Annotated in this window: 25 protein-coding genes; 17 read left to right on the forward strand and 8 right to left on the reverse strand. The window is 69.9% G+C overall.

Annotation, left to right across the window (positions count from 1 at the left end; all coding sequences use genetic code 11):
* Positions 1-71: 71 nt before the first annotated feature.
* Positions 72-545, reverse strand: coding sequence for a hypothetical protein (locus EPL03_RS15565; RefSeq protein WP_135830252.1), 474 nt, complete (start codon positions 543-545; stop codon positions 72-74).
* A 57-nt stretch (positions 546-602) separates the two neighbouring features.
* Positions 603-1871: a diaminopimelate decarboxylase gene (gene lysA, locus EPL03_RS15570; RefSeq protein ID WP_135830253.1), complete on the reverse strand. Its 1269-nt coding sequence runs from the start codon at positions 1869-1871 to the stop codon at positions 603-605.
* A 236-nt stretch (positions 1872-2107) separates the two neighbouring features.
* Between lysA and EPL03_RS15575 the strand changes: the two genes are divergently transcribed.
* The 7 genes from EPL03_RS15575 (at position 2108) to EPL03_RS15605 (ending at position 9723) form a co-directional block, all read left to right on the forward strand.
* Positions 2108-3190: a M42 family metallopeptidase gene (locus EPL03_RS15575; RefSeq protein WP_135830254.1), complete on the forward strand. Its 1083-nt coding sequence runs from the start codon at positions 2108-2110 to the stop codon at positions 3188-3190.
* Positions 3187-4053 (forward strand): serine hydrolase, encoded by an 867-nt coding sequence (locus EPL03_RS15580; protein WP_135830255.1) that lies wholly within the window; start codon positions 3187-3189, stop codon positions 4051-4053. Before EPL03_RS15575 ends, EPL03_RS15580 begins: the two co-directional genes overlap by 4 nt.
* A gap of 243 nt (positions 4054-4296) precedes the next feature.
* Positions 4297-6294, forward strand: a complete 1998-nt coding sequence (locus EPL03_RS15585) for a S9 family peptidase (RefSeq protein ID WP_135830256.1) — start codon at positions 4297-4299, stop codon at positions 6292-6294.
* A gap of 195 nt (positions 6295-6489) precedes the next feature.
* A complete protein-coding gene (locus EPL03_RS15590) occupies positions 6490-7743 on the forward strand; it encodes a hypothetical protein (protein WP_135830257.1) in 1254 nt (417 codons plus the stop codon).
* Positions 7744-7815: 72 nt separating this feature from the next.
* Positions 7816-8274, forward strand: coding sequence for a phosphopantetheine adenylyltransferase (locus tag EPL03_RS15595; RefSeq protein WP_135830258.1), 459 nt, complete (start codon positions 7816-7818; stop codon positions 8272-8274).
* Positions 8275-8375: 101 nt separating this feature from the next.
* A complete protein-coding gene (locus tag EPL03_RS15600; RefSeq protein WP_135830259.1) occupies positions 8376-9395 on the forward strand; it encodes an ArsR/SmtB family transcription factor in 1020 nt (339 codons plus the stop codon).
* A gap of 97 nt (positions 9396-9492) precedes the next feature.
* On the forward strand, positions 9493-9723 hold the full coding sequence (locus EPL03_RS15605) for a recombinase zinc ribbon domain-containing protein (RefSeq protein WP_135830260.1): 231 nt from the start codon (positions 9493-9495) through the stop codon (positions 9721-9723).
* 37 nt (positions 9724-9760) lie between these two features.
* Here the strand turns inward: EPL03_RS15605 and EPL03_RS15610 are convergent, their stop codons facing one another.
* Positions 9761-10408: a cyclase family protein gene (locus tag EPL03_RS15610; protein WP_135830261.1), complete on the reverse strand. Its 648-nt coding sequence runs from the start codon at positions 10406-10408 to the stop codon at positions 9761-9763.
* A gap of 92 nt (positions 10409-10500) precedes the next feature.
* On the opposite strand from EPL03_RS15610, the gene EPL03_RS15615 reads away from it, so the two are divergent.
* Positions 10501-11181, forward strand: coding sequence for a metal-dependent hydrolase (locus EPL03_RS15615; RefSeq protein WP_244605287.1), 681 nt, complete (start codon positions 10501-10503; stop codon positions 11179-11181).
* Positions 11182-11623: 442 nt separating this feature from the next.
* Here the strand turns inward: EPL03_RS15615 and EPL03_RS15620 are convergent, their stop codons facing one another.
* On the reverse strand, positions 11624-12292 hold the full coding sequence (locus EPL03_RS15620; protein ID WP_135830262.1) for a GNAT family N-acetyltransferase: 669 nt from the start codon (positions 12290-12292) through the stop codon (positions 11624-11626).
* Between the two features lie 290 nt (positions 12293-12582).
* Here EPL03_RS15620 and EPL03_RS15625 point away from each other — a divergent pair, with 290 nt between their 5' ends.
* From EPL03_RS15625 to EPL03_RS15635, 3 genes are all read left to right on the forward strand, one after another.
* Positions 12583-12918, forward strand: coding sequence for a hypothetical protein (locus tag EPL03_RS15625; RefSeq protein ID WP_135830263.1), 336 nt, complete (start codon positions 12583-12585; stop codon positions 12916-12918).
* A 101-nt stretch (positions 12919-13019) separates the two neighbouring features.
* Complete coding sequence (locus EPL03_RS15630) at positions 13020-14882, forward strand: alkaline phosphatase D family protein (protein WP_210425014.1); 1863 nt, start codon at positions 13020-13022, stop codon at positions 14880-14882.
* Positions 14883-15014: 132 nt separating this feature from the next.
* Positions 15015-17237 carry a hypothetical protein gene (locus EPL03_RS15635; RefSeq protein ID WP_135830264.1) on the forward strand — a complete coding sequence of 741 codons (2223 nt, stop codon included), beginning with the start codon at positions 15015-15017 and terminating at the stop codon, positions 17235-17237.
* Positions 17238-17239: 2 nt separating this feature from the next.
* Here EPL03_RS15635 and EPL03_RS20850 read toward each other — a convergent pair whose 3' ends face one another.
* Complete coding sequence (locus tag EPL03_RS20850; protein ID WP_449272226.1) at positions 17240-17377, reverse strand: DUF7503 family protein; 138 nt, start codon at positions 17375-17377, stop codon at positions 17240-17242.
* Between the two features lie 220 nt (positions 17378-17597).
* On the opposite strand from EPL03_RS20850, the gene EPL03_RS15640 reads away from it, so the two are divergent.
* A complete protein-coding gene (locus tag EPL03_RS15640; RefSeq protein WP_135830265.1) occupies positions 17598-18347 on the forward strand; it encodes a DUF7504 family protein in 750 nt (249 codons plus the stop codon).
* A 230-nt stretch (positions 18348-18577) separates the two neighbouring features.
* Here EPL03_RS15640 and EPL03_RS15645 read toward each other — a convergent pair whose 3' ends face one another.
* Positions 18578-20401 (reverse strand): ABC transporter substrate-binding protein, encoded by a 1824-nt coding sequence (locus EPL03_RS15645; protein WP_135830266.1) that lies wholly within the window; start codon positions 20399-20401, stop codon positions 18578-18580.
* 293 nt (positions 20402-20694) lie between these two features.
* Between EPL03_RS15645 and EPL03_RS15650 the strand changes: the two genes are divergently transcribed.
* Complete coding sequence (locus tag EPL03_RS15650; RefSeq protein WP_135830267.1) at positions 20695-21138, forward strand: type IV pilin N-terminal domain-containing protein; 444 nt, start codon at positions 20695-20697, stop codon at positions 21136-21138.
* 5 nt (positions 21139-21143) lie between these two features.
* Here the strand turns inward: EPL03_RS15650 and EPL03_RS15655 are convergent, their stop codons facing one another.
* Together EPL03_RS15655 and EPL03_RS15660 are read right to left on the reverse strand one after the other, a co-directional pair.
* Positions 21144-21419: a DUF7521 family protein gene (locus EPL03_RS15655; RefSeq protein WP_135830268.1), complete on the reverse strand. Its 276-nt coding sequence runs from the start codon at positions 21417-21419 to the stop codon at positions 21144-21146.
* Positions 21416-21793 carry a winged helix-turn-helix domain-containing protein gene (locus EPL03_RS15660; protein ID WP_135830269.1) on the reverse strand — a complete coding sequence of 126 codons (378 nt, stop codon included), beginning with the start codon at positions 21791-21793 and terminating at the stop codon, positions 21416-21418. Before EPL03_RS15660 ends, EPL03_RS15655 begins: the two co-directional genes overlap by 4 nt.
* A 167-nt stretch (positions 21794-21960) precedes the next feature.
* Between EPL03_RS15660 and EPL03_RS15665 the strand changes: the two genes are divergently transcribed.
* The 4 genes from EPL03_RS15665 to EPL03_RS15675 all read left to right on the forward strand — a co-directional run bounded on the left by EPL03_RS15665 (position 21961) and on the right by EPL03_RS15675 (position 24850).
* On the forward strand, positions 21961-23112 hold the full coding sequence (locus tag EPL03_RS15665) for a multicopper oxidase domain-containing protein (RefSeq protein WP_135830270.1): 1152 nt from the start codon (positions 21961-21963) through the stop codon (positions 23110-23112).
* Between the two features lie 440 nt (positions 23113-23552).
* Positions 23553-23696 carry a hypothetical protein gene (locus EPL03_RS20150; RefSeq protein WP_168216281.1) on the forward strand — a complete coding sequence of 48 codons (144 nt, stop codon included), beginning with the start codon at positions 23553-23555 and terminating at the stop codon, positions 23694-23696.
* Between the two features lie 105 nt (positions 23697-23801).
* Positions 23802-24446, forward strand: a complete 645-nt coding sequence (locus tag EPL03_RS15670; RefSeq protein ID WP_135830271.1) for a helix-turn-helix domain-containing protein — start codon at positions 23802-23804, stop codon at positions 24444-24446.
* A 110-nt stretch (positions 24447-24556) separates the two neighbouring features.
* The gene (locus tag EPL03_RS15675; RefSeq protein WP_135830272.1) at positions 24557-24850 is read left to right on the forward strand and encodes a HalOD1 output domain-containing protein; all 294 of its coding nucleotides are present in this window, start codon (positions 24557-24559) and stop codon (positions 24848-24850) included.
* Positions 24851-24928: the final 78 nt, after the last annotated feature.

Consider the following 24928-nt stretch of genomic DNA (forward strand, 5'->3'; position numbering starts at 1 on the left):
CATACTAGCCATCAATCCGGTGCCCGGCTTCTCGCCCGGCCGAGCCCAGGCTACCGCCCTCAGTTTCCGGATTATTCCTCCACGACGACCTCGGTTCGGTCGTACAGTCCCCGGCGTTCCCAGTCGTCGGCCGCGAGGTAGCCGGTGAACTCACACGGCCCCTCCTGGTCCGTCCAGACGTCCCCGTCGACGCTCGAACGCCGGATGCGGCCGTCCCACGCGGCCTCGAAAACCTTCCGCTCGCCGCGGGCGAAGACGACCGTTCGGTTCGCGTCCGGCGCGTCGTATCCGCGCTCGTCGGCCTCGGGGACCCCGTCTACCTGCCATCCCCACAACCGACTCGTCGGGAGCGTGACCGAGACCGGCAGGGGGAGCCGATTCCGGATGGCGATCCGGAATCGGGTGGGCTCGCCGAGCGCCATCCTATCGGGACCCCGGACCTCGACTGAGAGGCCGCGCAGCACCACCGCGTCGGGGACAAGTCCGGCGGTCCAGCTGCTTTCCTCGTCGTCGAAGGCTCCGCTCGACGTCGGCAGTCGTCGCATCTTGCTACCGTTTCGTGTGTCCTCGACTCAACGCTTTCGCTCCGCGAGGTCGGTTTCTCACCCCTCGCCGAGGTCCCCAGGAACCAGGTCGTCGCCGAGGACGTCCTCGCAGGTCTCGCCTTCGCGAATCAGGTCCACATCACCGGACTCGCGCACCAGCACGACCGGCGGTTTGGGCTCGGCGTTGGTGTGGCTCGCGCTTCCGAGCGAGTACGCCCCGATGCGGTCGACGGCGAGCACGTCGCCCGGGTCGAGTTCGGGGAGCGAGACCCCCTCCTGAATCACGTCGCCGGTGTAACAGAGCGGTCCGGCCACGTCGTACGTCGCGGTCGATTCCCCGGACGAGGCGGCGTAGATGGGGTAGGGCCAGTAGGAAGACACCGCGTTCGTTCCGGCGTCGAGCACGGCGAACGTCGAGTGGGGCGTTTCCTTCACCACGCCCACCTCCGCGAGCAGGGTTCCGGCGTTGCCGACCAGTCGGCGACCGGGTTCGACGAACAACTCGGGTTCCGAGAGGTCGTGGTCGGTCGCGGCCGCCCGCACCGCGTCGGCCATCGCCGCGACGATGGCCTCGGTGTCGGGAACGTCCTCGTCGTAGGGCACCGGGAAGCCGCCGCCGAGGTCGAGTACGTCTATCTCGACGCCGGTCTCGTCGCGCACCTCGGCCGCGAACGCGAGCATCTCGCGGGCCGCCACCTCGTAGGGTTCGACGCCGCGAATCTGGCTCCCGACGTGCAGCTGAACGCCTGCGAGGGTCAGATTCTCGGCGTCGACGGCGTCCCGCGCGACCGAGAGCGCGCGCCCGGACTCGATGTCCAGCCCGAACTTGCTCTCGCGGGTCGCGGTCGCGACCTCCGGGTGGGTCGGCACTTCCATCGCGGGATTTCCGCGAATCAGCACCTTCGGTCCGGAATCCGTCCGGTCTGCGGCCTCCCGGATGTTCGCCAATTCGGTTTCGTTGTCCACGAGGAAGTATTCGACGCCCAGCGACAGCGCCCGCTCGACGTCCTCGAGGGGTCGGTTCATCCCGGTCAACAGCACGTTCTCGGGGTCGAACCCCGCCGCCTGCGTCGCCGAGAGTTCGCATCGGGCGTACGCCTCGGCGTGACAGCCCTCGTCGCGAAGCACCGACAACACGCCGAGGTTGTAGTTGGCCTTCACCGCGAAGTGGACTGTGGAGTCGGGATAGTGGTCGTCGAGCGCCGACCGAACCTCCCGGTAGTTGCGACGGAGATCGGCCTCCCAGAAGACGTACAGCGGTGTCCCGAACTGCGCTACTCTGTCCGAGTGGTCGAGGAGGCGAGCTTTTCGCGCGGAGAGGTCCATAGGTCAGCGGAAGGGGTAGGTCAGTAAAAACGGTTGGCCTAGCATGGACGGTGACGTCCGACCGGGATTCGTCGCGTTGAACCCCGACCGCGCATCGAAATCGCCTTTCGGGGACCGCTCTGGACGGCTGGCGGGGAACAGCCGCCGCGTTCGGAGGCGACCCACGCTTCTTCGGTTCCGGAAGTATGTGGGTCGTTCCCGTGGGATTATTCCGTTCCAGTAGAACGTGTCACGACATGTCCGACGATTCCACGGTCGACTTCGAGGAACTCGAGCGACTCGTCGCCGCACGCGGGCCACCGGGCGACGAGTATCCGGTCGCGAACGTGTTCGCCGACCTCGTCGAACCGCACGTCGACTCGCTTGCGGTCGACGAGATGGGCAACGTGATCGCCACCAGCGAAGGTGATTCGAGCGCGCCCGAGATACTGCTCGCGGCCCATACCGACGAACTCGCCTTGCTCGTCGACGAGGTCACCGAGGACGGATTCCTCGAATACCGGATGCTCGGCGGCCACTACAAGGGCAACCTCCCCGGCCAGCAGGTCGTGGTCGGCCCCGACGCGGTTCCCGGCGTAATCGGCCCCAAGTCGCGCCACTACATGAACGAATCGGAGAAAGAGTCGCTCGCCGACGACCTCGTCATCGACGTGGGAGCGACGTCCCCCGACGACGTCGCCGACCTGAACGTCCGACCCGGCGACCACGCCACGTGGGACCGCGAGGTGACCCGGCTCGCCAACGACCGCATTGCTGGGCGGGCGCTCGACGACCGAATCGCGCTGGCGACGCTCCTCGCGGTGGCACGGACCGAAGACGTCGACGCAACCGTCCACTACGTCGCGACCGTCCAGGAGGAGGTCGGCCTCCGGGGGGCGCGGGCTGCCGGATTCTCGGTCGACCCCGACGTGGCCCTCGCAGTCGAGGTCTTTCCGGCCGACGACTTCCCGGCCGGGGACCCGGCCGACCCGACGGTCGCGGTCGGCGAGGGGCCGGTGGTGGAGTTTGGCGACGGCACCTCCGAGTACCTGTTCGGCGGCGTGCTGGTGGACCGCCAAACGTTCGAGTGGCTCACCGCCGCCGCCGACACCAGCGACGCGGCGGTCCAGCACGCGGTGTTGCTGAGCGGCACGACTGACGCGACCGAGTTCCAGCGCGTCCGCGGCGGTCGGCACGCGGGAGCTATCGGGGTCCCGTGTCGGTACACACACTCGCCAGTCGAAACCGTCTCGCTCGCCGACGTGAATCAAACGGTCACGGTGCTCGCCGAGGCACTCCGGACCGAATTCCCCGCACGCGAGGAGGTCCGACACGGATGAGGCCGGACCGACCGACGTTCGAAACCGACGCCGACCTCGCCGACTACGTCGACAACTACGCCCGGAAGCTCGATGGCCGACTCGGGGTCTTCCTCGGGTTCCCGCGCGGCCCGGACGACTTCGAGGTCGTCTACCGCTCGCGCGCCGCCGAGACGTTCTCCAGCGCCAGCGTCATCAAGCTCCCCGTCCTCTACGCCCTCTACGAGAAGTACGACGGGCGTCTCGGGGGTCTCGACCGCCCGCGCGAAATCGCGCCCGAGAACCGGGTCGCGGGGAGCGGCCTCTTTCACCTGCTCTCGGAGACCCGACCGTCCCTCCAGGACCTCGCGCGGGCGATGATCGCCATCAGCGACAACGCCGCCACCAACGAACTCATCGACGAGGTCGGAATCGAGCGCATCGAGCAGTCGGCCCGCGACCTCGGTATGGCCGACACCCGCCTGCGCCGGAAGTTGATGGCGACGCTCGGCGACAACGACCTCGACGTGACGCGCGAGTGGCCCGAGGGCGAACCCGCGAACGCGACGACGCCAGCCGACTGCGCACGGTTTTTCGCGGACGTTCTCCACGAGGCGACCCTCTCGTCGGCCGCCTACGACCGGCTGGTCGTTCCGCTCGAAGAACAGAAGCACGCGACGTCGTTCCCGCGGTACCTCCCCTTCGAGACGCCGATCGCCCACAAGACCGGGAGCATCCCGACCGCCGCGCTCGACACGGGATACGTCTCGGACCCTGACTCGAACGACTCGCCGCTGGTGTTCGCGGTGTTCGCCGACCGTCTCGAGCACGGGCGAGACGGCAGCGACGCTATCGCCGAGATCGGCGACGCGGTGTACGCGTGGCTGGTGAACCGGAGCGCATAACCGTCGTCCTCCCGCACGCTTTCGATTTCGCCACGCCTGTTGTCGGGGCGGTCGCCGTGGTGGGCCGCTCGTCGGCTATCGAGGAGCGTTCGAACGCCCGACTCGCGCGGATGCGCCGACGTCCCCGCGCGTCTCGTCTGCCGGTGAGTCAACACTTAACACCCCGGCGGAGCCACTCTCCGAGCAGATGACACCGTTCGCCCGAGAGTTCGACGGGAACGTCACAGGTCGGGGGTCGTCCCGATGACTGACCTTTCGATATCCGACGTGCTCGACCTCGAGTATCCGAGCGCGCCCGAGTGGTCCGCCGACGGCCGGTTTTTGGCCGCGCTGGTCTACGAGGACGACGGGAGCGCGCTGTACGTCGCGGACACGGATTCACTGGACTCCGAACCACGGCGCGTCTCGCCGGGGGAGGGCCACGTCACCGCGTTCGAGTGGGCTCCCGAGGCTCGCCCCGCCGCGTTCGTCGTCACGACTGACGCGGGCGAGACCTACCGGGGCGACGCCGCCGACCGGTCGCTGGAACTCGTCGCGCAGTCGCCCGAGGGCGAGGCCCACCACGAGTGGTCGCCCGACGGCGACATGGTGGCCTTCTATCGCGACGGCCGGGTGGCGGTACGGGATGTCGACAGCGGCCTCGAGCGGACGTTCGACCTGCCCAGCCACGACACGTTCCTGCCGGGCGAGCGCATGCTGACGTGGGGGGCCGAGGGTGGTCTCGCGTTCTCGTTCACCGACCGGGAGGCCCGACAGGTCGGGGTTGTCGACCCACGGACGGGCAACCTCGTGTGGCGGACCGACGCCCCCGCCTCCTCGTACAATCCGGCCTGGCTCGCGGACGGCCGGCTCGTCTTCGAGCGCATCGCGGAGCGTCGGACCGTCCGGTCGGTCGTCGCGGTCGCTCCCGAGACCGGCGATCGGACCGTCCTGGTGCGCGAGACCGACGACCAGGGTGTGGTCTCGACCGGCGCGCCGACCGTCTCGCCCGACGGGTCCCGGCTCGCGCTCGCGCTCCCGCTGGACGGCTGGGAGCACGTCCACCTCGTCGAGGCCGACACGGGCGACCGCCGCCAGCTGACGGCCGGGGCGTTCGAGGACAAAGGGGTGGCGGGCTCGTCGCCCCAGTGGGTCGACGACCGGACGCTGGCGTTCGCGTCGAACCGCCGGGAGGCGGGTCAGCGCCACGTGTTCGCCGTCGACGTCCCGTCCGGAGAAGTCACGCCCCTGGTCACCTCGTCGGGGACCAACGTGTATCCGCGGCCGTCGCCGTCGGGCGACCGACTGGCCTACGTCCACGCCGACCGCGAGCGCTCGCCCGAGCTCCGGCTGGCGTCGGTCTCGGATGCGGACGCCGAGACGGACTCAGCCGTCCGGATACTCGAGTCGGGAGTCGACGACTGGCCGGTCGCCCCCGTTCCGCCCGAACCGGTCGGCTTCGAGAGCGACGACGGGACTGAGATCAGGGGCTATCTGTTCGACCCTCGCGAGACCGACGCCGTGGCCGATGGGGCGACCGACTTGCCGGCCGTGGTGTGGGTCCACGGCGGGCCGATGCGACAGATGCGGGACGGCTGGCACCCCTCCCGGGCGTACGGGCTCGCCTACGCGTTCCACCAGTACCTCGCCCATCGGGGGTACGTCGGTCTGCTGGTCAACTACCGGGGCGGCATCGGCTACGGGAAGGCGTTCCGGCAGGCGCTGGCCGACGGCTACGGCCGGGTCGAGATGGCGGACGTGGCGGCCGGAGCCGCGTATCTCCGGGACCGGCCGTACACCTCGGATTCGGTCGGCATCTGGGGGCTCTCGTACGGCGGGTACGCCACACTCCAGCTGCTCGGCACCCGTCCCGAGGCGTTCGACGTCGGCATCAACCTCGCCGGACTGGCCGACCTCCAGTGCTACGAGGAGTGGGCCCACGAGACCAAGTTCCCCGCCATCGAGTCGTCCCAGTCGGTGTTGCTCGGCGGCTCGCCCTGGGAGGCGGGCGAGGAGTGGGACGCCGCGAGTCCACGGACCCACTTCGAGAACTACGAGGCACCGCTGTACAACTTCCACGGGACCGACGACGCCTACGTCAACTTCGAACAGCTCGACGTGGTGGTCGAAGGGATGCTCGAACACGACAACGACTACGAGGCCGAGTACTTCCCCGACGAGAACCACGTCTTCGCCCGGCGGGCGACGTGGCGGCGCACCCTCCGGAAAGTGGCGGCGGCGTTCGAGTCCCACCTCCGGTGAGCCGGCCGGTCCCGTGGCGCTGTGTAGCGACCGCGTGACCGTGGGCCCCGATGTGGCTCATCCCTCGAAAGCCCTCGCTCGCGCGGCGAGACTCCCTGTAGCGCCATCGTCGGGCTCGCATGCGGTCGTCGCGTCGCCGAATGGAACGGTCACTCGGGACCAAACGCTTTCCCGTGGCGCATCGTGGTGTCGGCTATGGGGAAAATGCATTCGCGGCGGTGGGTCCTCCAGACCGGGGCGGCGGTCGGGAGTGTGCTCGCGCTCGGTCCATCGACCCGGGCAGGACCGCAACTTTCGAACGAACTCCGCATCGAGAGCGACGGCGGGGGCGTCGCAGCGTACGAGTTCACGGTGACGGGGTCGCTCCAGCAGGTCGGCGACGGCGACCACGTCGACGGCAATCGAGCGTGGGGTCACGTCGGTCCCGACCGGGACACCGACAGGTTCCAGTACACCGGCGACCTCGACGCGGTCGTCCTCGCGGGGCCGGCGACGCTCTACCGGGGCGGAACCCGGACTCGGACCGCCGGGTTCCCGCAACCGGACGGAACCCTCACGAGCGCGAACCTCGACCCCGACTCGGGGACGAACGAGCTCCGCATCGAGAGCGACGGCGGCGGGGTCGCGGCCTACGAGTTCGCGGTCACCGGCTCGGTCGAGCAGGTCGACGACGACGATGACGTGGCGGGGTATCGGGCGTGGGGCCACGTCGGGCCCGAGCGCGGGGGCGACACGTTCGAGTTCACCGGCGAGGTGACGCGGTTCGAACTCGCCGGCCCGGCGTCGGTCTCGCTGAACGGCTCGCCGGTGACGCCCGACTCCGGGGGCTCGGACCCGGGGTTGGTTCGAGCGGCCCCCGACGCGGAAATCACCGCGACGCCCGGCACGACCGTACTCTTCGAGGCCGCCGCGCCCGGCTATCCGAACCGCCACCTCGACACCGACTGGTACGTCGACGGACGGGAGTACGTCGCGCCGGGCGCGTTCCACGGCCAGACGGGCGGTCGGGGCCGAACCGCCACCACGTATCCGTTCGAATCGACGGGGACCCACGAGGTGACGGTCGAGGCCTACGAGCGCGACGAGTCGGGCGGACGCGGGCAGTCCATCGGGTCGACCGAGTGGACGGTCGAGGTGGGTCCGGAGGGCAACACCGCTCCCACGGTCGAACTGGTGGCCCCCGACGGCCCGATTCCGGTCTCCCGGGACTCGCCCGAGCGCCGGACCTTCGAGGTGAGCGCCGCCGACCCAGAGGGCGCGCTCGACCGCGTGGTCTGGTGGGAGAGCCAGTGTGACTACGTCGTCGCGGTCGCGACCGTCTCCGGCCGGAGCGACGCCGCGACGCTCGACCACGCGCCGAGCGCGGGGTGCCCGCTGGGCGCGCGCGCCGTCGACCGCGACGGGGCGGTGTCCGACCTCGCGGGGTGGCGCTACGAGACCGGGGGCTGACCGTCTCGCCCGAGTCGGTCCGGACGCTCTGATTCGCACCAGACCTATGGCGCTGGTCCGCCAAGGACGGGTATGCGCGTCGCCGTCGCCGGAACGTTCGGACCGCTACACGACGGCCACCGGGCGATGCTCCGCGAGGCCCTGCGGGCGGGCGACGACGGGGTGGTGGTCGGGCTCACCACCGACGAGTTCGCCACGTCGACCCGCGACCGGTCGGTCCCGGGCTACGCCGAGCGCGAGCGGGTCCTCCGCGAGGCGGTCGCGGACCTCGACGAGTGGGGTCGGAACGTCGAGATACGCGCGGTCGACGACGAGCACGGCTTCGCGGACGAGGACCCGGCGCTCGACGCGCTGGTCGTCTCGCCCGAGACCGACGACGAACTGGTCGACATCAACCGGCGGCGGGCCGAGCGCGGGCTGGCCCGCCTCGACGCCATCGTCGTGCCCCACGTCCGAGCCGACGACGGCGAGCGCATCTCCTCGACCCGCATCGCCCGCGGCGAGATAGACGAACACGGCACCCTGCTGTAGCCGGGCCGGCGTCCGCTCTATCCCCCGGCGTCTCGACTGCCACCGAATCCGATGACGCGGCAGGGACAACGTTATGGTTCGGGTGGGGCAAACGTGTCCGTATGGCCGACCTGCTGCCCTCCAGCCCCGACCCGGCCGCCGGCGAGGACGGGGCACCGCGAGTCATCGGCGTGGACAGCGACGACGCCGACGACCTGCTCGCGGCCCTCCAGTCCGAGACCGCCCGGGACCTGCTCGCGGCGCTGTACGACGAGCCCGCGACGCCCTCCGCGCTCGCCGACGAGATAGACACCTCCATCCAGAACGTCCGGTACCACCTCGAGAAGCTGACAGACGCCGACCTCGTGGAGGGCGTCGACACCGTCTACTCCGAGAAGGGCCGCGAGATGACGGTGTACGCCCCGGCCGCGAAACCGCTGGTCGTGTTCGCCGGGAGCGACGACGAGACGTCGGGGCTCGAGGACGCGCTCTCCCGGCTGCTGGGCGGGCTCGGCGTGTTGGCGCTGTCGAGTCTCGTCGTCCAGCGGTTCGCCAGCGAGGGCTCGCTGCTCCCGAGTCTGGCGATGGGCAACAGCGGCGACGCCGGCGGCGGCGGAGCCGGCGACGCGGCGACCGAGACGGCCGCGAGCCAGGGGGGCGCCACGACCACGAGCGCGAGCGGCGCGACGGGCGGCGGCGACGGCGCTGGGACCAACGCGAGCGAGGAGGTCGCGACCGATTCTCCGGGCGCAAACGGGGCCGGGCCGAACGCCGACGCGACCGAGACCGCGACGCCAGCGCCCACGGAGTCCGACGACGTGGGCATCTTCGACGTGACCGAGGAGACCGCCGAGCCCACGACCGTCGAGGAGGCCGCCCAACCGACCGGAGCCGAGGACGCGGCCGAGCCCACGACCGTCGAGGAGGCCGTCGAGACGACCCGGACGGTTGCCGACGCGGGCGGCGACGCGGCGACCGACCTCGTCGAGACCACGCGAGCCGCGACCGACGCGGTCGAGCCGACGACCGTCGACGCGGCCGGCGACGCGGCCGCCACCCTGCCGCCGGGACTGCTGTTTTTCGCCGGCGGGCTCGTGGTCCTCGCCGCGCTCGGCGTCGCGTGGTACCTGCGCGAGCGGTGACCCACCGTCCGGCCGTCGTTCGCGGGCGTCGACGGCCGCGCTCGGCTCGAGCGGGAAAAACGATGGGGCTTTTGTAGTAGGCCGGGGTAGCCTCTGTATGAACCAACTCCTGCAGAGCCGCGAGGCCGGCACCGACGACGCGGGCCTCTCGCGAGCCGACGACGACTTCGACTCGCTGCTGTTCTGCGGTCGGTGCGGCGAGCGATTCCGGGCGTCCGAAGCGACCGACGACGGCTGGTACTATCGGTGTCCGAGCGACGACTGCGACGCGGAGGGCATCCGCGAGGAGCTCTACCCCGTGAAGGACGTCCTGCCGTCGTCGCACTGACGCGCCGGTCGGCTCGACAGGGGTCACACTCGACGGCTCACCACACCGCCACGGCCCTGACCGGCGAGCCGTCGGCCCGGGCAAGCGCGAGCGGGTACGCCCGGAGCTCGAACCGCTCGGGGAGGTCGGCCAGCCCCGTCAGGTTCTCGACGACGAACAGCCCGCTCCCGAGCAGTTCGCGGTGGGCCGGGACGCCCGTCGGCTCGTCGCCGCTTTCGGGCGCGGGCCCGCTCGGGGTGGGGTCGGGACTCAGCGCGTCGAGGCCGACGTGGACGCCTCGGTCGGCGCAGTGGGCCGCCGCCCGCTCGCTCAGGTACGGGTGGTCGACGTAGCGCTCGGTGCCCCAGCGGTCGCTCCAGCCGGTCCGGACCGCGAGCAACTCGGCGTCGGGGTCGGCGGGCAGTTCCGCCGGCTCGATGGCTTCCCGGGCGCTCGCGTCCGAGCAGTCCACGAGCCGCGCGTCGAAGACGAATTCCTCCGGGTCGAACGCGTCGAGGTCCCTGCCGTCGGGTTCGGTGTGGCTCGGCGCGTCGACGTGGGTGCCGGCGTGGCTCCCGAGTCGGAGTTCGGTCACGCGGTAGCCGTCGGTCTCGTGGGTCGCGGCGGGGGCGAGTTCGACCGCGGGGTCGCCCGGATAGACGGTCGCGTCGGCGTCCAGGGGCTGTGAGAGGTCTCGCGTCGGCACGGGTTGGCCTTGCGTCCGGAGCCGTTTTGGCCCTCGGATTCCGACCGTCCGTGCGCCACGGATTTATACTCTCGGCGACTATCCGGCATACCATGATGGCGACCACCCACGCCCTGTTCGGGGTCGCGCTGGCGGCCGCGACGCTCGCAGTCGCCCCCGAGTTCGGGACGGCCGCGCTGGTCGCGTCGGTCGCGGGGAGCGTGTTCCCCGACCTCGACCTGTACGCGGGCCACCGTCGGACGCTCCACTACCCGGTGTACTTCAGCGCCGCCGCGCTCCCGGCCGTCGCGGTCGCCGCCTTCGCCCCGAGGCCGGCCACCGTCGCGCTGGCGTGCTTTCTGGTCGGGGCGGCGGCCCACTCGCTGTCGGACGTGCTCGGCGGCGGCCTGGAGCTCAAGCCGTGGCGGGCCACTTCCGAGCGCGCGGTGTACGACCACTTCCGGGGCCGGTGGCTCGGTCCCCGGCGGTGGATTCGGTACGACGGCGCGCCCGAGGACCTGCTGGTCGCGGTCGCGCTCGGCGCGCCCGCGTTCGCGGTGTACGACCGCCCGGTGCAGGTGTTCGTCGCCGCCGTCCTGGCGGTCTCGACGGCGTACGTCCTGGCGCGGAAGTCGCTGGCCGGACTGGCCGAGCGCCTCGTTCCGCTGGTCCCGCGGGCGCTTCGAGGCCACCTCCCCGAGCGGTTTCGAGCCGCGGCCGACCCGGCGTCTTCGGGTGAGGCCGTCGCGCCCTCCGGGACGGCCACTGCGTCCGCGAGCGAGGCCGACGACTAGGCGACTCGTCGCGCCTCGAACCCGTGTGAGCGGTGCAGTTTGCGGGTGCCGTGCGGTTGCGGTGTCGTGCGGTCAGACACGCGGTTGCGGTGCCCTGCGGTTTTCCTCGGGCCGAGCGACAGTTCGCTTCTCGCGGTGGCCCGGCTCCCGGAAGTAACTCGTAGCAGTGTGGTTCGCGGCGTCGTACCTCGTGACGTGGTTCGCAGTTCGTGACGTGGCTCGCAGGGCCATCATCTCCTCGACACTCGTTCGGAGCTACCTACTGCCGTGGCATCGGAGAAACCGCAACCACACCCACACCCGCATCCGCAACTGCACCGCGGCCGCGCCGTGGAGGCACGCTCCCACGAGCCGCGCCCCACGTCGTTCGACGAGACGCCGACGGACAATCCGCGTCCGTCGAGCCAGCGCGCGACGACCGACGGAGAACCCATCGGCGCGCCTATTTCACGGGGTCCTCGCCGTCGTCCGCGACCGCGTCCCGGTACTGCTCGCGGGTGACCGTGTACCGATGGAGGTCCCGGCCCTCCCCGTCGGCCGGGACGAAGTCGCGGAGCAGGCCGTCGTACTCGCCGCCGAACGCCGTCACGTACTTCTCGATGGCGCGCCGCGACCGGTCGTTGCCGTCCTGATGGGACGCGCCCACGACATCGAGGTCGAGACGGTCGAACGCCACCGCAAGCAGCGCCGCCGCGCGCTCGCCGGAGTAGCCCCGGCCCCAGAACGGTTTGCGGAGCCAGATGCCGAGTTCGGCCGACCCGCGCTCCCAGTCGACGTGGAGGTTGGTCGTGCCGGCGAGTTCGAGCGAGCCCGAGTCGGCCTCGCTGGTCGGTCTCCCGATGCGGGTCGCGCCGCCGTCGGCCAGTTCGCGCTCGCGGACCAGGACGGCGTAGGTCGCCTGCTCGCGGTCGTCCCACTGGCGCTCGACCTCGCCGAGGTACTCGCGGGTGTCCTGCGGGCTCTCGTGGGGGTCCCACATGACGTACTCGCTGATCTCGCCCATGTCGGGCGCGTCGGCCCGCATGTGACGGTAGAGCCGCCTCGGCGGGACGTTGGCCCGACAGAGACGACGGAGGCGGAGCCGCTCGGTCTCGATCTCCTCGGGAAACACGGTCGGTACTCGGCGCGCGCGGATTTGGGCGCTTTGGCTGTGGGCGTTCGCCGGGACGGATTCGCTCCGGAACCAGTTTGGGGGTAGTGATATCGGGATACCAGCCCGGGATGACAGACACTGACTGTCGGTCAGGTCTGCGTTCCCGGCGTCACCGCGGAGCGACATCAAACTCCAGATGCTGGCAATACTGGCGCTGCGAGCGACGGCTCCCGCCACAGCCGACCCGGCCACTTTCAGTTTCACCGCGCTTGGCCGACCCCTTTAGGCTCCCGACGCGAGGTCACCCCATGGCCAGTTCAGCCCACGCCACCGGCCGGACCGAAGTCTTCGACCAGCTCTGTGCGGCCATCGCCCGCGAGCGGGGCGGCGCGGACGTCTACCTGATGGCCGCGAGCGCTCTCCGGCGGGCGAACGGGGCCTACTCGCTGGTCGGCCTCGAATCGGGCGGCGACCGCGTGGTCTACCACTACGAGGGCGTGTTCGTCTCGGCCATCCCGTTCGACGCCGAGGGCGTCCGACAGGCCGAGGCCGAGACGCTCGCCCGGAACGCCGACGCCCGGGAGGGCCTGAGCGACGTCGAGTACGCGTGGGTCCACCCCGACTACCGCGACCTGCTCGGGTAGCTCGGGTCCCGGCGTCTCGACCGGGTCGCTCCGCGACCGACCTGCCGGGCGAGTCCCTCCTGGCCGGGGAATATATGCACGTCTACGGCGTGACCTGACGCGTGCCAGAGGACCCCGACGGAACGCGCGCGTCGACCAGCTCCGACGAACCGAGCTCCGGCGACGGTCCGGACGGCCGCGTCACTTCCCGCGCCGAGGGCGGCGACGCGACGCGCGAGGACGACCCCTCCCGGCGGAGCGTGCTGGCGGCGGCTGGCGCGGCCACCCTCGGCGGCGCGCTGTCGGCGCTTGGGGCGGGAGACGTGACCGCCGCGCGTCTGGACCCGGACGCGACCGCCGAGGCCCTCGCGGTCGAGCGGACCGACGACGCCTCGACGTTCCCCCTGTCGGTCGCCAGCGGCGGCCCGACGCCGGCCGGGGTGTTGCTGTGGACCCGCGTCGCTCCCGACGCCTACGACGGCGAGACCGAACTCGGCGTCGAGGTGGCCGAAGACGAGTCGTTCGACCGGACGACGTATCGCGGAACCGTTCCGCCCGAGGCGTTCGGCCCGGACCGCGACCACACCGCGACGGTCGACGTAGACGGCGAACTCGGGCCGGACGGTCGCTACTTCTATCGGTTCGTCTACGACGGCGACGCCAGCGAGGTCGGCCGGTGTCGGACCCTGCCCGAGGCCGACGCCAGCCCCGAGTCGCTCCGGCTGGCGGTCGCGTCGTGCAACAACTACCGCCACGGCTACTTCGGGGCGTTCGCCCGCGTGGCCGAGGAAGAGGCCGACTTCCTGCTCCACCTCGGGGACTTCATCTACGAGACCGGCGGCGAGGGCGTCGGTGACCGGTCCATCGACCTGCCCAGCGGGGACGAGCACGCCCGCGATCTGGCGGACTACCGCCACCTCTACCGGACGTATCGGTCGGACGCCGACCTCCGGCGCGCGCTCAGGTCCCACACGATGATACACGTCTGGGACGACCACGAAATCGTCGACGACCGGTGGTGGGACTACGACGCCGACGCCCCGGCGAGCGCGACCCATCCCCGCGGCGACGACCCGGAGTTCATGCGCGACCTGTACGTCGACGGCATCCGGGCGTACACCGAGTACGTTCCGGCGCGGATACGCTACGACCCGGGCGGGGACGACGAACTCGACCCCGACGCGCTCCACGAGGACGTCCGGCTCTATCGGTCGCTCCGGTTCGGCGACCTCGCGGAACTGTTCCTGACCGACCAGCGGCTCTACCGGTCGACGCCGCCGGCCGCCGGCGACGCCGGACCGGCAGCGTCGGTCGAGACCGCGGCCGAGGAGCCCGGCCGGACGATGCTCGGGAGCGACCAGCGCGAGTGGCTCCTGGAGGGGATGACCGGCTCGGACGCCCGGTGGACGCTGTGGGGGAACGAGGTGCTGGCGTCGGCGTTCCGGTTCGTCTCCGACGCGGAGGTCAGGGTCAACGCCGACGCGTGGGACGGCTACCGCGAGGAGCGCCAGCGCATCACCGCGGCCCTCGCCGATGCGGACGTCGAGAACGTGGTCGCGCTCACCGGCGACATGCACAGCTACCTCGCGGGGTACCTGCTGACCGACTACGGGCTGGGGTCGACGGGCGACGGGGCGACGGGGACCGGCGACCGCGTGGGCGTGGAGTTCATGGCTCCGGCGGTCAGCAGCGACAACCTCGTCTCGATGGGCGACCTGCCCGACTCGGACACCGTCGTCGCGGGACTGCAGGCGGTCAACCCCCACGTCGAGTGGTTCGACAGCAGCCACTGGGGGTACGCCACGGTGGCAGTGAGCCGGGACGAGACCGTGTACTCGGCGTACGCGGTCGACCGGACCACGGACGCGCCGGGCGGGGCCGACCTCCTCCGCGAGTACCGCGTGCCGGCCGGGACGCCCGAGATGGAGCGCGTCGACGGCGGGGACGGGGCGGGAACCGGGACCGGCGGAACCGAAGGCGAGTGAGACCGAGCGGTCGCCGAGACCGACGCGACGGCGGCTGAGGGACCGGACGACGAGGTTCGTTCCACCCTTCGACCGAGGATTTTTAACGTCGGACTGTGACCAACACGTACAGGTTCCGGGGTCGTCATTCCCATGTCCACTCATCCGACGTTCGCGCCCTTGCCCGAGCACGCCGGTCTCGACGTCGTCGACCCCATCGAGACACGACACTTCTCGCTGTACACCGACGCGCCGGTCGACCCGAGCGGCGGCGACGTCGACCGATTCGCCTTCCCGGTCGCGACGGCCTGCGAGATTCGGTGCGGCCGCATCGCGCTCCCGTACATGGTCCCCATGGAGGTGCGGACGCCCGACGGCGACCACCGGACGTCGGTCGACCTGCCGACCGTCCGGGAGTTCCCCGCCGACGAGTACCTGCTCGAACTCCACTCGCCCATCAAGCTCTACCTCCGAGTCACAGGCGGGATGTCCGTCGACACGACCGGCGACGAGGTCGGTATCGAGTTCGACGGGACGGTCGCGGTCGAGGTGGGCGCGCGGTCGTACCACAGCGCGCCCGCCGCGACGGTTACGGTGCCCGACGACCCGGAGGCGATGATGACCGCGGTATCGACGTTCGGGTCGGCGCTCAAGACGGCCTCGCCCGAGCGGGCGTGGCCGACCCTGCGCGGCCACCCGCCCGAGATAGCCCGCGGCGACGAGCTCTCGGTCCCCGACGGCCTCGACGCGCCCGACACCGGCGTCACCGTCTCGATTCCCGCCGAGTACGGCCACGTCTACGCGGTCGCGCCGCTGGCGTACTACCTCGGCGCGGACGTGGTGCCCGGCGAGACCGCCCGCCTGACGGCCGCCTCGGGCGTCGACCGCTCGCTTGGTGCGGACGTCCGAGCGGTCGGCGAGTCGGTCGAGTCGCTGCTCAAGCGCGTGTTCTTCCTCGATTGCGTGGTCCGGACCGAGGGGCTGTACCCCGACGACCTCCACGAGCGCGACGTGCTCGAATCCCGCGTCGACCGCGACCTCGCGGGGCTGTACGACGCGCCTCCGGCCGACCGGCTCGCGGCGTACCTGTCGGTGTCCGACGAGGCGGTCGCCGCCATCGAGTCGCCGTGGCACCGGGTCACCCACGTCCGGCCCGACCCCGAGACGGTCGAACTCCTGCCGTACGTGGTCAACGACCTCTCGCTGGTGGCGGTCGAGCCGGCCGACCGCGACCCGTGGTCGCCGACCGAGAGCCAGCGCAAGACCGGGGACGTGGTCGACTCGTTCGTCAGGAGCGCGAGCGCGGGCGGGGACGACTTCCTCCGGTCGGCTCGGCCACGCGGGTCGTTCCGTCGGAGCGGCGAGCTCGAAGGCGAGCCCGAGCAATCGGGCCGCGACCGACCGGGCGACCACGAGTCCAGCGACGACGGGTCGGCCGACTCGGCCCGCGGCGTGCCCGGCGAAGGCGGGTACATCCCGCTGCCGGACGTCGACGCGCTCGAACAGGCGTGGGTCGGCGACCGCACCCCCATCGAGGGGACCAAGCTCCTCAAGCCGGCGTTCGAGCACGACCGCACGACCTCCGAGGACGGCAGGGTCGAAATCACGGTGGTCTGCAACGACGAGGAGATGCGCGAGGAACTCGACTCGACCGCGGAGATATACGGCACCCGCGAGGACCTTCGCACCGAGGTCACCTGCGAGTTCGGCGTGACGACCGCCGAACTCCGCGACCTGCTGGCCCGCGACAGCGACATGTTCCACTTCATCGGCCACATCGACGGCCTCGGCTTCCAGTGTGTGGACGGCATCCTCGACGCCGGGACTCTCGACGCCACGGGCGCGAAGACGGTCCTACTGAACGGCTGTCGGTCCCACGACCAGGGGGCCGAACTGGTGGCGGCGGGTGCCCGCGCGGCGGTCGTGAGCCTGGCCGACCTCTGGAACTCCGGCGCGATGGAGGTCGGCGAGACGTTGGCGCGATTGTTCCACCACGGATTCAGCATCGGCCACGCGATGACCATCGTCCGCGAGTACACGTCGTTGGGCGGGGACTACGTGGTTCTGGGGGACCCCGGTGTGACGTTGAGTCAATGCGAGAACGGAATTCCGACGATGTATCACGTTGACCCGAATCCGCAGAACCCTACAAATTCCGACGAGATACGGATCACATCGTATTCGTATCCGATTCGGAGTTATAACATCGGCTCGACAGTGCGGTTGTACGTTCCGGGTTCTAAATACCAACACGTTGCGACCGGGACCGGTGTAGAAACGGAGGTTCCGATGAATTCGTTCAGGGAACTCTTTACGTCTACTCCGGAACCGATAATCGTGGGTAACGAACTAACGTGGACCGACGTCTGGCTTTGAAATTACGGGCCTGCTCTCCCACCGCAAGAACCTGCAACCACATTCCCTGCCTGACTGAGCAACAGTAGCAGCATCGACAGCGCGCCCATCATCTTCGGATTCTCCGCGAGCCACTCTTTGAGGTCGGACGTGTTCGCCATTGCAGGCTAGCGTTCAATTCGCGGTGCTTTCTTCTTTTCTAAATATTACCTATTATAAAAATATGATGAAAAGAGATAATTTCGAGGGACTCACGTGAAGACACGACGTCCAGCACCATATTACTCACGGCGCGGGTAACCCGGAGAGAGAAATGAATACAGATTTGATACGGGAGAAAATTTATAACTATGCCGGTTGTATCAGCATCACGAGACAGCTATGGCGACTGACGGGCCCCTCGAACGAGGCGCGGACGGACCGCCGGACGACTTCCAGGCGTTCGTAAACCTGCTGAACGAACTCAAGGCGACCGGCTGCGCGCTGCTGGTGGTCGGCGACACGTCGCGGGACCTGTTCACCCGGGCGAGCGGTCAGCTCCTCGGCGACGCCGACGTGTTGCGCCACCGGGTGCTCGCGGTCACCGACGCGACGCCGACCAGCGTCGCCGAGCGCCTCCCCGACCCGGCCGAGACGCCGCGCCCGCTGACCGAGACGACCCGCGTGGTGAACCACGCGGAGGCACCGCGGTCGGTCACCGCCGCGACCAGCCCCGACACGCCGCCCGAACTGGCCGGCATCGAGGAGGTCCGCATCGCCGACCCCGAGCTGACGGGGCTCCAGTCGGCGCTGTGCCAGGCCATCGACGACGTGAGGGCCGACGCCGCCCGACTGAAGCCCGCCGACCTCCGGGTCGGCATCGACTCGCTCGCGCCGCTGCTCGACCACTACGACGTCGAGGTCGTCGCGACGTGCCTCGACGCGGTGGGCGACCGGGTGCGCGCCCACGACGCCATGGCCCACTACGTGCTGCCGCGGGACTACGACGCCGACGCGGTCCAGGCGCTGGTCCCCCACGTCGACGCCGTGGTCGAACTCCGCGCCGTCGACCCCGGCGCGTACGGCCACGACGCCCAGCAGCGCTGGCGCGTCCCCCGGGAGAACGTCGAGACCGAGTGGACGCCGCTGTGAGGGTCGCGAATCGCGTCTGAGACCGGGTCGTCGCCGTAGCTCCTTCGGCGACGTTCGTCCGTCACCATTGCTCGTCTGTCGCCTTCTCACCGCCGGTTCCCGCTCGCTGGCGTCTCGCTCGTCGTCGTTCCACACCCGACCTCAGGAGAACGGCGTCCGTCGGGCGGAGACGTCGCGGCTCCGAGTCGAACCGGTTCCGAATCGGGCAGCAGCCCGACGGTCGCGCCGAGCTACTCCGACTGCTCGCTCAACTGGGCCGTGTTGAGCTTCTGGCGGCTGAAGTCGGCCGGTCCGAACGGCGGGATGTCGACGTAGTCGTACCAGAACAGCTCGTCGGTCTCGTGGTACACCGGGAGGAACGCCACGTCCTCCCAGTTGGCCTCCTCCATCCGTACGTAGGCCTCGTTTCGGGCCTGCTCGGCCTCGTCGGTCGGCGCGCTGTTGTTCTGAATCTGCTCCCAGCCGTCGATGGCCTGCTGAGCCGCCTCGGTGTCCGACCAGTTGACGTACGAGACCGGCGCGTCCATCGACGTGTCGGTCTGTGGCGGGTAGGCCAACTGGAGGAAGTTGTCCGGTGCGGGCCAGTCCATGACCCAGCCCAGCGAGTACGACTGGAGGTTCCCCTCCCGCCCGCGCTGGAGCAGGGTCGAGAACGGCGCGCTCTCGATGTTCATCTGGATGTGGGCGCTGGCGAGCTGGTCGCGCAGGAGCTGGGCCACCTGCTGCCAGGTGTCCGACCCCTCGTAGATGGTGAACGTGAACTCGTACTGGTTGTTCTGCCCGTAGCCGGCGTCCTCCATCACCTGCTGGGCCTGTTGAATCCGGGCCTCGTTGTAGCCGTACGGGTAGTTGTCCGCCGCGTGCTGGGCGTACGCCTCGGAGCCGCCGGGGTAGATGTTGGGCGGCGTGAAGTGGTACGCCGCCGCCCCGCGCTCCTTGAATATCTGCCGGATGGCCTGCTGCTGGTTCAGCGCGTACGCGGCGGCCTGCCGCGCCGGCTTCTCGACCGCGTCGGTGTTGAAGCCGACGTAGTACGTGTTGATGGTCGCCACCGCGAGGTAGTTGAGCGTCGCGTCGTTTCGCACGGGCCCGTACGACCCGATCTGTCGGCCCGAGTCGTCGGTCTCCTCCACGCTGACCAGGTTCGGGTCGTAGAACGGCGTCGGGATGTTGAACGCGTCGGCGTTCCGATTCATCGCGTAGGTGTACTGGGCGTTGTCGTCCTCGATGATGGCCCAGTTGACCGCGTCGACCGACGCCACTTCCCCGTGGTAGTCGTCGAACCGGGACACCTCCGCTTGGTCGTTTGATTGCCACGCCTCGAACTGGAACGGCCCGGCCCCGACCGGGTTGCTGGTCGCGAACTCCTGGTACTCCATCTCGCCGTCGTAGCCCTCGATGTCGCCCACGACGCCCTCCGGGACCGCGGCGAACGCGGTGTACGCGAGTATCTCCAGCGTGGCGTGGAACGGCTCCGACAGCGTGACCTCCAGCGTGTAGTCGTCGACCGCTTCGAGGGCCAGGCTCCCCGGCTGGTAGACCTCCTCGTCCTCGCCCTCCTGGGTCGTCTCGGTCGTGGTCTCGTGCTCGACGCCGATGGATTCGAGGATGAAGTACGCGCGTCGGGACTCGTCGGACGCCGCGAGGCGCTCCCACGAGTAGATGAAGTCCTGGGCCGTGACCTCGCCGAAGTCGCCGTGGAACTGCGCGCCCTCCGCGAGCTGGAACGTGTAGGTCGTGAAGTCCCCGGACGTCTCGTAGTCCGTGGCGAGCAGCGGCTCGACCTCGATCTCGGCGTTCGGGTAGTTCATCAGGCCGTCGAACAGTTGCTGGATGACCCGACCGCCGGCCGTGTCGGTCGACTGGATGGGGTCGAGCGTGCTCATCGTGGAGTTGATGAGGTTCAGCGTCCCGCCGTCCCCGGTCGTGGTCTCCTGCCCGCCTTCGGTCGTGGTCTCCTGAGCCGCCGCCGTTCCCCCGAGCGCGACCGCCGATGCCGCCCCGCCGGTCGCCTCCAGGAACGACCGACGGGAGACGTTTGATTTCTCGGACATGCAAACGGAATGACAACGGAGGCCCACATGTATCTAATTATCGATTGTGTAAAATACGCCGGTTGGTACAGATGGTCGTCGCGCCGCGTGTTTTCCCGAACCGGTCCAAATAGAAATGCATCGGTCGGCTAACCGAACTCGGCCCCGCGGGAACACACGCCCGACGCCGAGGCGTACGCCGGGCCTGTCCGGCGACAGGACGCCCCCGACGACCCCGTAGCCGGGGGCTTCGAGCCGGTGGCGACGCGCATAACAAAGGCCCCGTCGGTCGCGCGTTCGGGTGACCAGCCACCATGCTTCCGCCTCGACTCGCCGCCGACGACCGAGCCACGTCGCCCACCCTCGGCGCGGTGTTGCTGATCGCCATCACGGTCCTGCTGGCCACCTCGACAGGGGCCCAACTGTTCGGCCTCGCGGACGGACAGACCACGACGTTCGCTACCGTCTCCGTCGAGTTCTCGGAGGAGAACGACCGGGGGACCGTGACCTGGATGGCCAACGCCGACGCCGACGCGCTGACGGTCCGGATTCGGGTCGGCCAGGACCGCCGTACCGTCGAGCTGGAGCACGTGGGCGACGAGGTGGTCGTCGACGGCGACGGCGTCACCTACAGCAACGGGACCGTCGGTCAGTGGGACTCGCCGGCCGTCTCCGACGGCGACCGCGTGAGCGTCACGGTGGTCGCGGTGAGCGACGACGAGCGTGCGGTCGTCGCCGAGCGCACCGGGACGATGTGACCCGCTCAGTCGACGTACAGCGAGTAGAGGATTACTCCGAAGCCGACCGCCGTCAGCGCGCTCTCGGCGACCAGCGCGTAGTCGCCGCCCGTGAGGACGATTCGGTCGAGCACGCCCGCGACCATCGACCCCAGCGTGACCGCGCCGAAGCCGAACGCGAGCGCCCGAAGCGGGCGCGCGCCGGTCCGGCGGTACGCCTTGAACGCGAAGAAGGTGATGAGTCCGCCCAGTACGAGCGTGACGGTCTTGAGCGCGACCACGAGGGGTGTGACGTCGGTCATGTCTCCTTTCGAACCTCCGACCACATGTCCGCGAGGCGTTCCTCCGCCGAGTGGGTGGGCCGGGCCACCGCCACGTCGAACCGATGGTCCTCGGTCAGCGACAGCGACACCTCCTCGAAGTCCACCTCGTAGCGCGTGGTGTGGTGACCGTCGCTCCTGACCTCGGTGAGTTCGCGGAGCAGCGACGCCTCGCTCAGCAGGTCGAGCTTCCGGTACACCGTCGAGAGCGGCACGCCCGTCGCGTCCGATAGTTCGCTGGCTGTCATGGGTTCCTCGAGGTGACGAACGATGACCCGGCAGTCCGGGTCGTCGAGGGCGTCGAGAACCGCTTCGAGGTCGGGACCGTTCTCCAGTCCCGCCGGGTCTCGAACCATCCACCCCCACGTTCCGACAGGCGGTACATAACTCGTTCGACTTCCGGAACGGCCGGCCGCCCCCGTACGCGGTACTCGACGGTGGCGAACGTGTTCGGATGGGTTTCACCTGGTGGGAATCACCGTCCCCGCTCTTTAAGTAGCCCTCTGAACCTACAGGTGTACCAATGACCCAATTCGGAGCCCCCGGAAACGGACCCTCACGACGCGACTTCCTGAAGGCGACCGGTGCAGGCGGACTCGCCGCCGCTGCGGGCTGTTCCGCTCCGAGCGGCCGCGACCAGACCGCGACCCGGTCCCAGACGACCGACCAGCAAGCCATGCAAGACAACGACCTTCCCTACACGAGCCCGCCGGAGGTAGTCGACGTGGACGAACAGGGCGGACAGGTGACCCTCAGCTCGCTCCCCGCCAGACACGCGGTCCACCCCACCGAGTCGCTGGGCGGACCCATAGAGTTCCCGCAGGTGTGGGCGTTCAAGGCCGACGACGGCGACCCGAGCGTGCCCGGCCCCATCCTCCGGACCACCGAGGGCGAGGACATCGAGGTCACGCTCGACAACACCGAGGGCCAGCGTCCCCACACCCTCCACTTCCACGGCACGCGCAAGACGTGGGAGAACGACGGCGTGCCCACGACCACCGGCATCACGGTCGCTCCCGGTGAGACCCACACCTACGAGATTCCCGCGAACGTTCCCGGGACCCACGTCTATCATTGTCACTACCAGACCCAGCGCCACATCGACATGGGGATGTACGGCATCTTCCGGGTCGACCCCGAGGGCTACGAGCCCGCGGACCGCGAGCACTTCCTGACGTTCAAGGACTGGGACTCCCGACTTCCCCGGCAGATGGGCGGGGAGGACGCCAGCTACAACCCGCGCCAGCGCCAGCCCGACGTGTTCACCGTCAACGGCAAGTCCGCGCCCCGGACGCTCCACCCCGAGGACGGTTCGCCCATCATCGTCTCGCAGGGCGACACGGTCCGGCTCCACCTCGTCAACGGCGGGTACATGTCCCACCCGATGCACGTCCACAACCACCGGTTCGAGCTGGTCGAGAAGGACGGCGGCACGATTCCGGAGGCCGCGCGCCACCGCGAGGACATCACCAACATCGCGCCCGCCGAGCGCCACACCATCGAGTTCCAGGCCGACGCCGACCCCGGCGTCTACCTGATGCACTGCCACAAGGTCAACCACGTCATGAACGGTCGGACCTACCCCGGCGGCATGTTGACCGGGCTGGTGTACGAGGACGTGATGGACAGCGACATCTTCGCCCAGCTGATGGACTACGCGGGCTACGAGGGCTGAGAACGGGTCGGTCCGAGTCGACCGGCTCTCGACCGCGGTAACGACCGGCCGACTGCCGGAGGTGCTCGCGCTTGGTTCGGATTGCGCGTGGGCCCGTCCTGAGCTCGATTGTGGTTCCGGCGCGCGAGGGATGACGCGAGCGACTGCACCGAGCGCGTCTACTGGGGCGGGTGGTCGGGGTTGCTCGGAGATTCCGGCAGTCGCTCGCTTCGTCGCGTCGTCGTCCGTCGTGTCGCGCGTGGCTTTTCGGGAACGTCTGTGCCACATTCTGTCGCGGCCCGTGAGAACCGCATCGGCACGGCACCGAATCCGCCCAACATCCGCCCCGCCCAGCATCCGCCCCGCCCAGCATCCGCACGGCACCGCATCCGCCCAGCACCCATCCACGAACCGACCACCGCGCGGGATAATTTTAACTCCGCCGGTCGGTAGGTGGTGACATGGTCCTCAGTTTGGCGGCCTACGTCTACGCGTCGGTTACGACCGAAACGCACCGGTTCGACGAGGGGTTCGCGTTCGTCCTCTTTCTGGCCGACGCGTTCACCGCCGCCGCGATCGTCCCGTCAGCACCGTTCGCGGGGTGAGTCGCGGACGCTCCGCCCGAAGGACGCCCGCCGATACCCCCACGTTCGCCCGCCGGGCCGCGCCGCCCAAACGCCCTTACCGGGTCGCCCCGAAACCGCAACGCCATGAGCGTCATCGCGGCGGTCTCGGTCCCCGTCGAGGATTTTCCGCTCGGCCGCGCGCTCGAAGAGACGCCCGACGTGCGGGTCGAACTCGACCGCATCGTCCCGACCGGCGACGCCGTGTTACCGTTCTTCTGGGCGTGGGGCGAGGACGTCGACTCCCTCGTGACCACGCTCGCCGAGGACGCGAGCGTCGAGGAGGTCGCGGTGCCCGACCGCGTGGACGGCGGCGCGCTGGTCCGGGCGACGTGGACCGCCGCCCCCGGACTCGTCGCGGGCATCGCGGAGTCGGGCGTGACCCTGCTGGAGGCGTATCGGTGGGAGGAGTTCTGGCGGCTCCGGCTCCGGTCGCCCGACCACGAGTCGGTCGTCGCGCTTCAGCGCTACTGCGCCGACCACGACGTCGACCTCCGACTGGAGTGGATTCACACCCTCGCGGCGATCGAGGCCGGCGAGCAGTACGGGCTGACCGACGACCAGCGCCGGACCGTGGTGGCGGCGTTCGAGCGGGGTTACTTCGACGACCCGCGCGGGATCACCATCGAGGAACTCGCAGCGGGCGCGGACGTCTCGCCCCGCGCCGTCTCGAAGCGGCTCCGCCGGGGCCTCCGGAACCTCGTGGACGCGACGCTCGCGGTCGAAGAGTGACCCCGACATAAACCCGTTCGCTGCCGAACCCGCGAGGGTACGTCGCCACGTCTCGAATGCCAGTTCGGGACTCCCCCGTCCGAGGCGGTGCCCCGAACGCACGAACTACCATGAGCGAGAACCACCCCCGACTACGCCGCGAGACGGCACTGACCTACGAAGTACCCGACGACCAGACCCTCAGCGAGGGCGTCGTCGCGGCGGTGGCCGACGCGTCCGAGGCCGACCCGACCCGGCTCGCCCCGCTGGCCAGGACCGTCGACCCGGAGGCGCTCGACGCGCTGTTCGGCGACCGCTACGACGGCACCGCCAGGGCCGACGGCGTCGTCCGGTTCTCGTTTTGCGGCTACGAGGTGGTCGCCTGCGGCGACGGCTGGGTGTCGGTCCTCGGCGCTGACGGGTGAGGCGGGCGCGTCCGCCCGCCGGGACGTCGGGGCCGTCTCGCCGTCGGACGGGCCGCCGGTTCCCAAACGGTTAACGCG

It is taken from the genome of Halorussus halobius (assembly GCF_004765805.1).
GTDB classification, from domain to species: domain Archaea; phylum Halobacteriota; class Halobacteria; order Halobacteriales; family Haladaptataceae; genus Halorussus; species Halorussus halobius.

Bases quoted from the DNA above. Each gene is read 5' to 3' on its own strand.
- EPL03_RS15580 (WP_135830255.1), top strand. From the start codon at position 3,187: ATGAGGCCGGACCGACCGACGTTCGAAACCGACGCCGACCTCGCCGAC.
- EPL03_RS15615 (WP_244605287.1), top strand. From the start codon at position 10,501: ATGATGGCGACCACCCACGCCCTGTTCGGGGTCGCGCTGGCGGCCGCG.
- EPL03_RS15635 (WP_135830264.1), top strand. From the start codon at position 15,015: ATGTCCACTCATCCGACGTTCGCGCCCTTGCCCGAGCACGCCGGTCTC.
- EPL03_RS20850 (WP_449272226.1), bottom strand. From the start codon at position 17,377: ATGGCGAACACGTCCGACCTCAAAGAGTGGCTCGCGGAGAATCCGAAG.
- EPL03_RS15655 (WP_135830268.1), bottom strand. From the start codon at position 21,419: ATGACCGACGTCACACCCCTCGTGGTCGCGCTCAAGACCGTCACGCTC.
- EPL03_RS15565 (WP_135830252.1), bottom strand. From the start codon at position 545: ATGCGACGACTGCCGACGTCGAGCGGAGCCTTCGACGACGAGGAAAGC.
- EPL03_RS15650 (WP_135830267.1), top strand. From the start codon at position 20,695: ATGCTTCCGCCTCGACTCGCCGCCGACGACCGAGCCACGTCGCCCACC.
- EPL03_RS15670 (WP_135830271.1), top strand. From the start codon at position 23,802: ATGAGCGTCATCGCGGCGGTCTCGGTCCCCGTCGAGGATTTTCCGCTC.
- EPL03_RS15600 (WP_135830259.1), top strand. From the start codon at position 8,376: ATGGCCGACCTGCTGCCCTCCAGCCCCGACCCGGCCGCCGGCGAGGAC.
- EPL03_RS15590 (WP_135830257.1), top strand. From the start codon at position 6,490: ATGGGGAAAATGCATTCGCGGCGGTGGGTCCTCCAGACCGGGGCGGCG.
- EPL03_RS15645 (WP_135830266.1), bottom strand. From the start codon at position 20,401: ATGTCCGAGAAATCAAACGTCTCCCGTCGGTCGTTCCTGGAGGCGACC.
- EPL03_RS15625 (WP_135830263.1), top strand. From the start codon at position 12,583: ATGGCCAGTTCAGCCCACGCCACCGGCCGGACCGAAGTCTTCGACCAG.
- EPL03_RS15605 (WP_135830260.1), top strand. From the start codon at position 9,493: ATGAACCAACTCCTGCAGAGCCGCGAGGCCGGCACCGACGACGCGGGC.
- EPL03_RS15575 (WP_135830254.1), top strand. From the start codon at position 2,108: ATGTCCGACGATTCCACGGTCGACTTCGAGGAACTCGAGCGACTCGTC.
- EPL03_RS15660 (WP_135830269.1), bottom strand. From the start codon at position 21,793: ATGGTTCGAGACCCGGCGGGACTGGAGAACGGTCCCGACCTCGAAGCG.
- EPL03_RS15585 (WP_135830256.1), top strand. From the start codon at position 4,297: ATGACTGACCTTTCGATATCCGACGTGCTCGACCTCGAGTATCCGAGC.
- EPL03_RS15640 (WP_135830265.1), top strand. From the start codon at position 17,598: ATGGCGACTGACGGGCCCCTCGAACGAGGCGCGGACGGACCGCCGGAC.
- lysA (WP_135830253.1), bottom strand. From the start codon at position 1,871: ATGGACCTCTCCGCGCGAAAAGCTCGCCTCCTCGACCACTCGGACAGA.
- EPL03_RS15595 (WP_135830258.1), top strand. From the start codon at position 7,816: ATGCGCGTCGCCGTCGCCGGAACGTTCGGACCGCTACACGACGGCCAC.
- EPL03_RS15675 (WP_135830272.1), top strand. From the start codon at position 24,557: ATGAGCGAGAACCACCCCCGACTACGCCGCGAGACGGCACTGACCTAC.
- EPL03_RS20150 (WP_168216281.1), top strand. From the start codon at position 23,553: ATGGTCCTCAGTTTGGCGGCCTACGTCTACGCGTCGGTTACGACCGAA.
- EPL03_RS15665 (WP_135830270.1), top strand. From the start codon at position 21,961: ATGACCCAATTCGGAGCCCCCGGAAACGGACCCTCACGACGCGACTTC.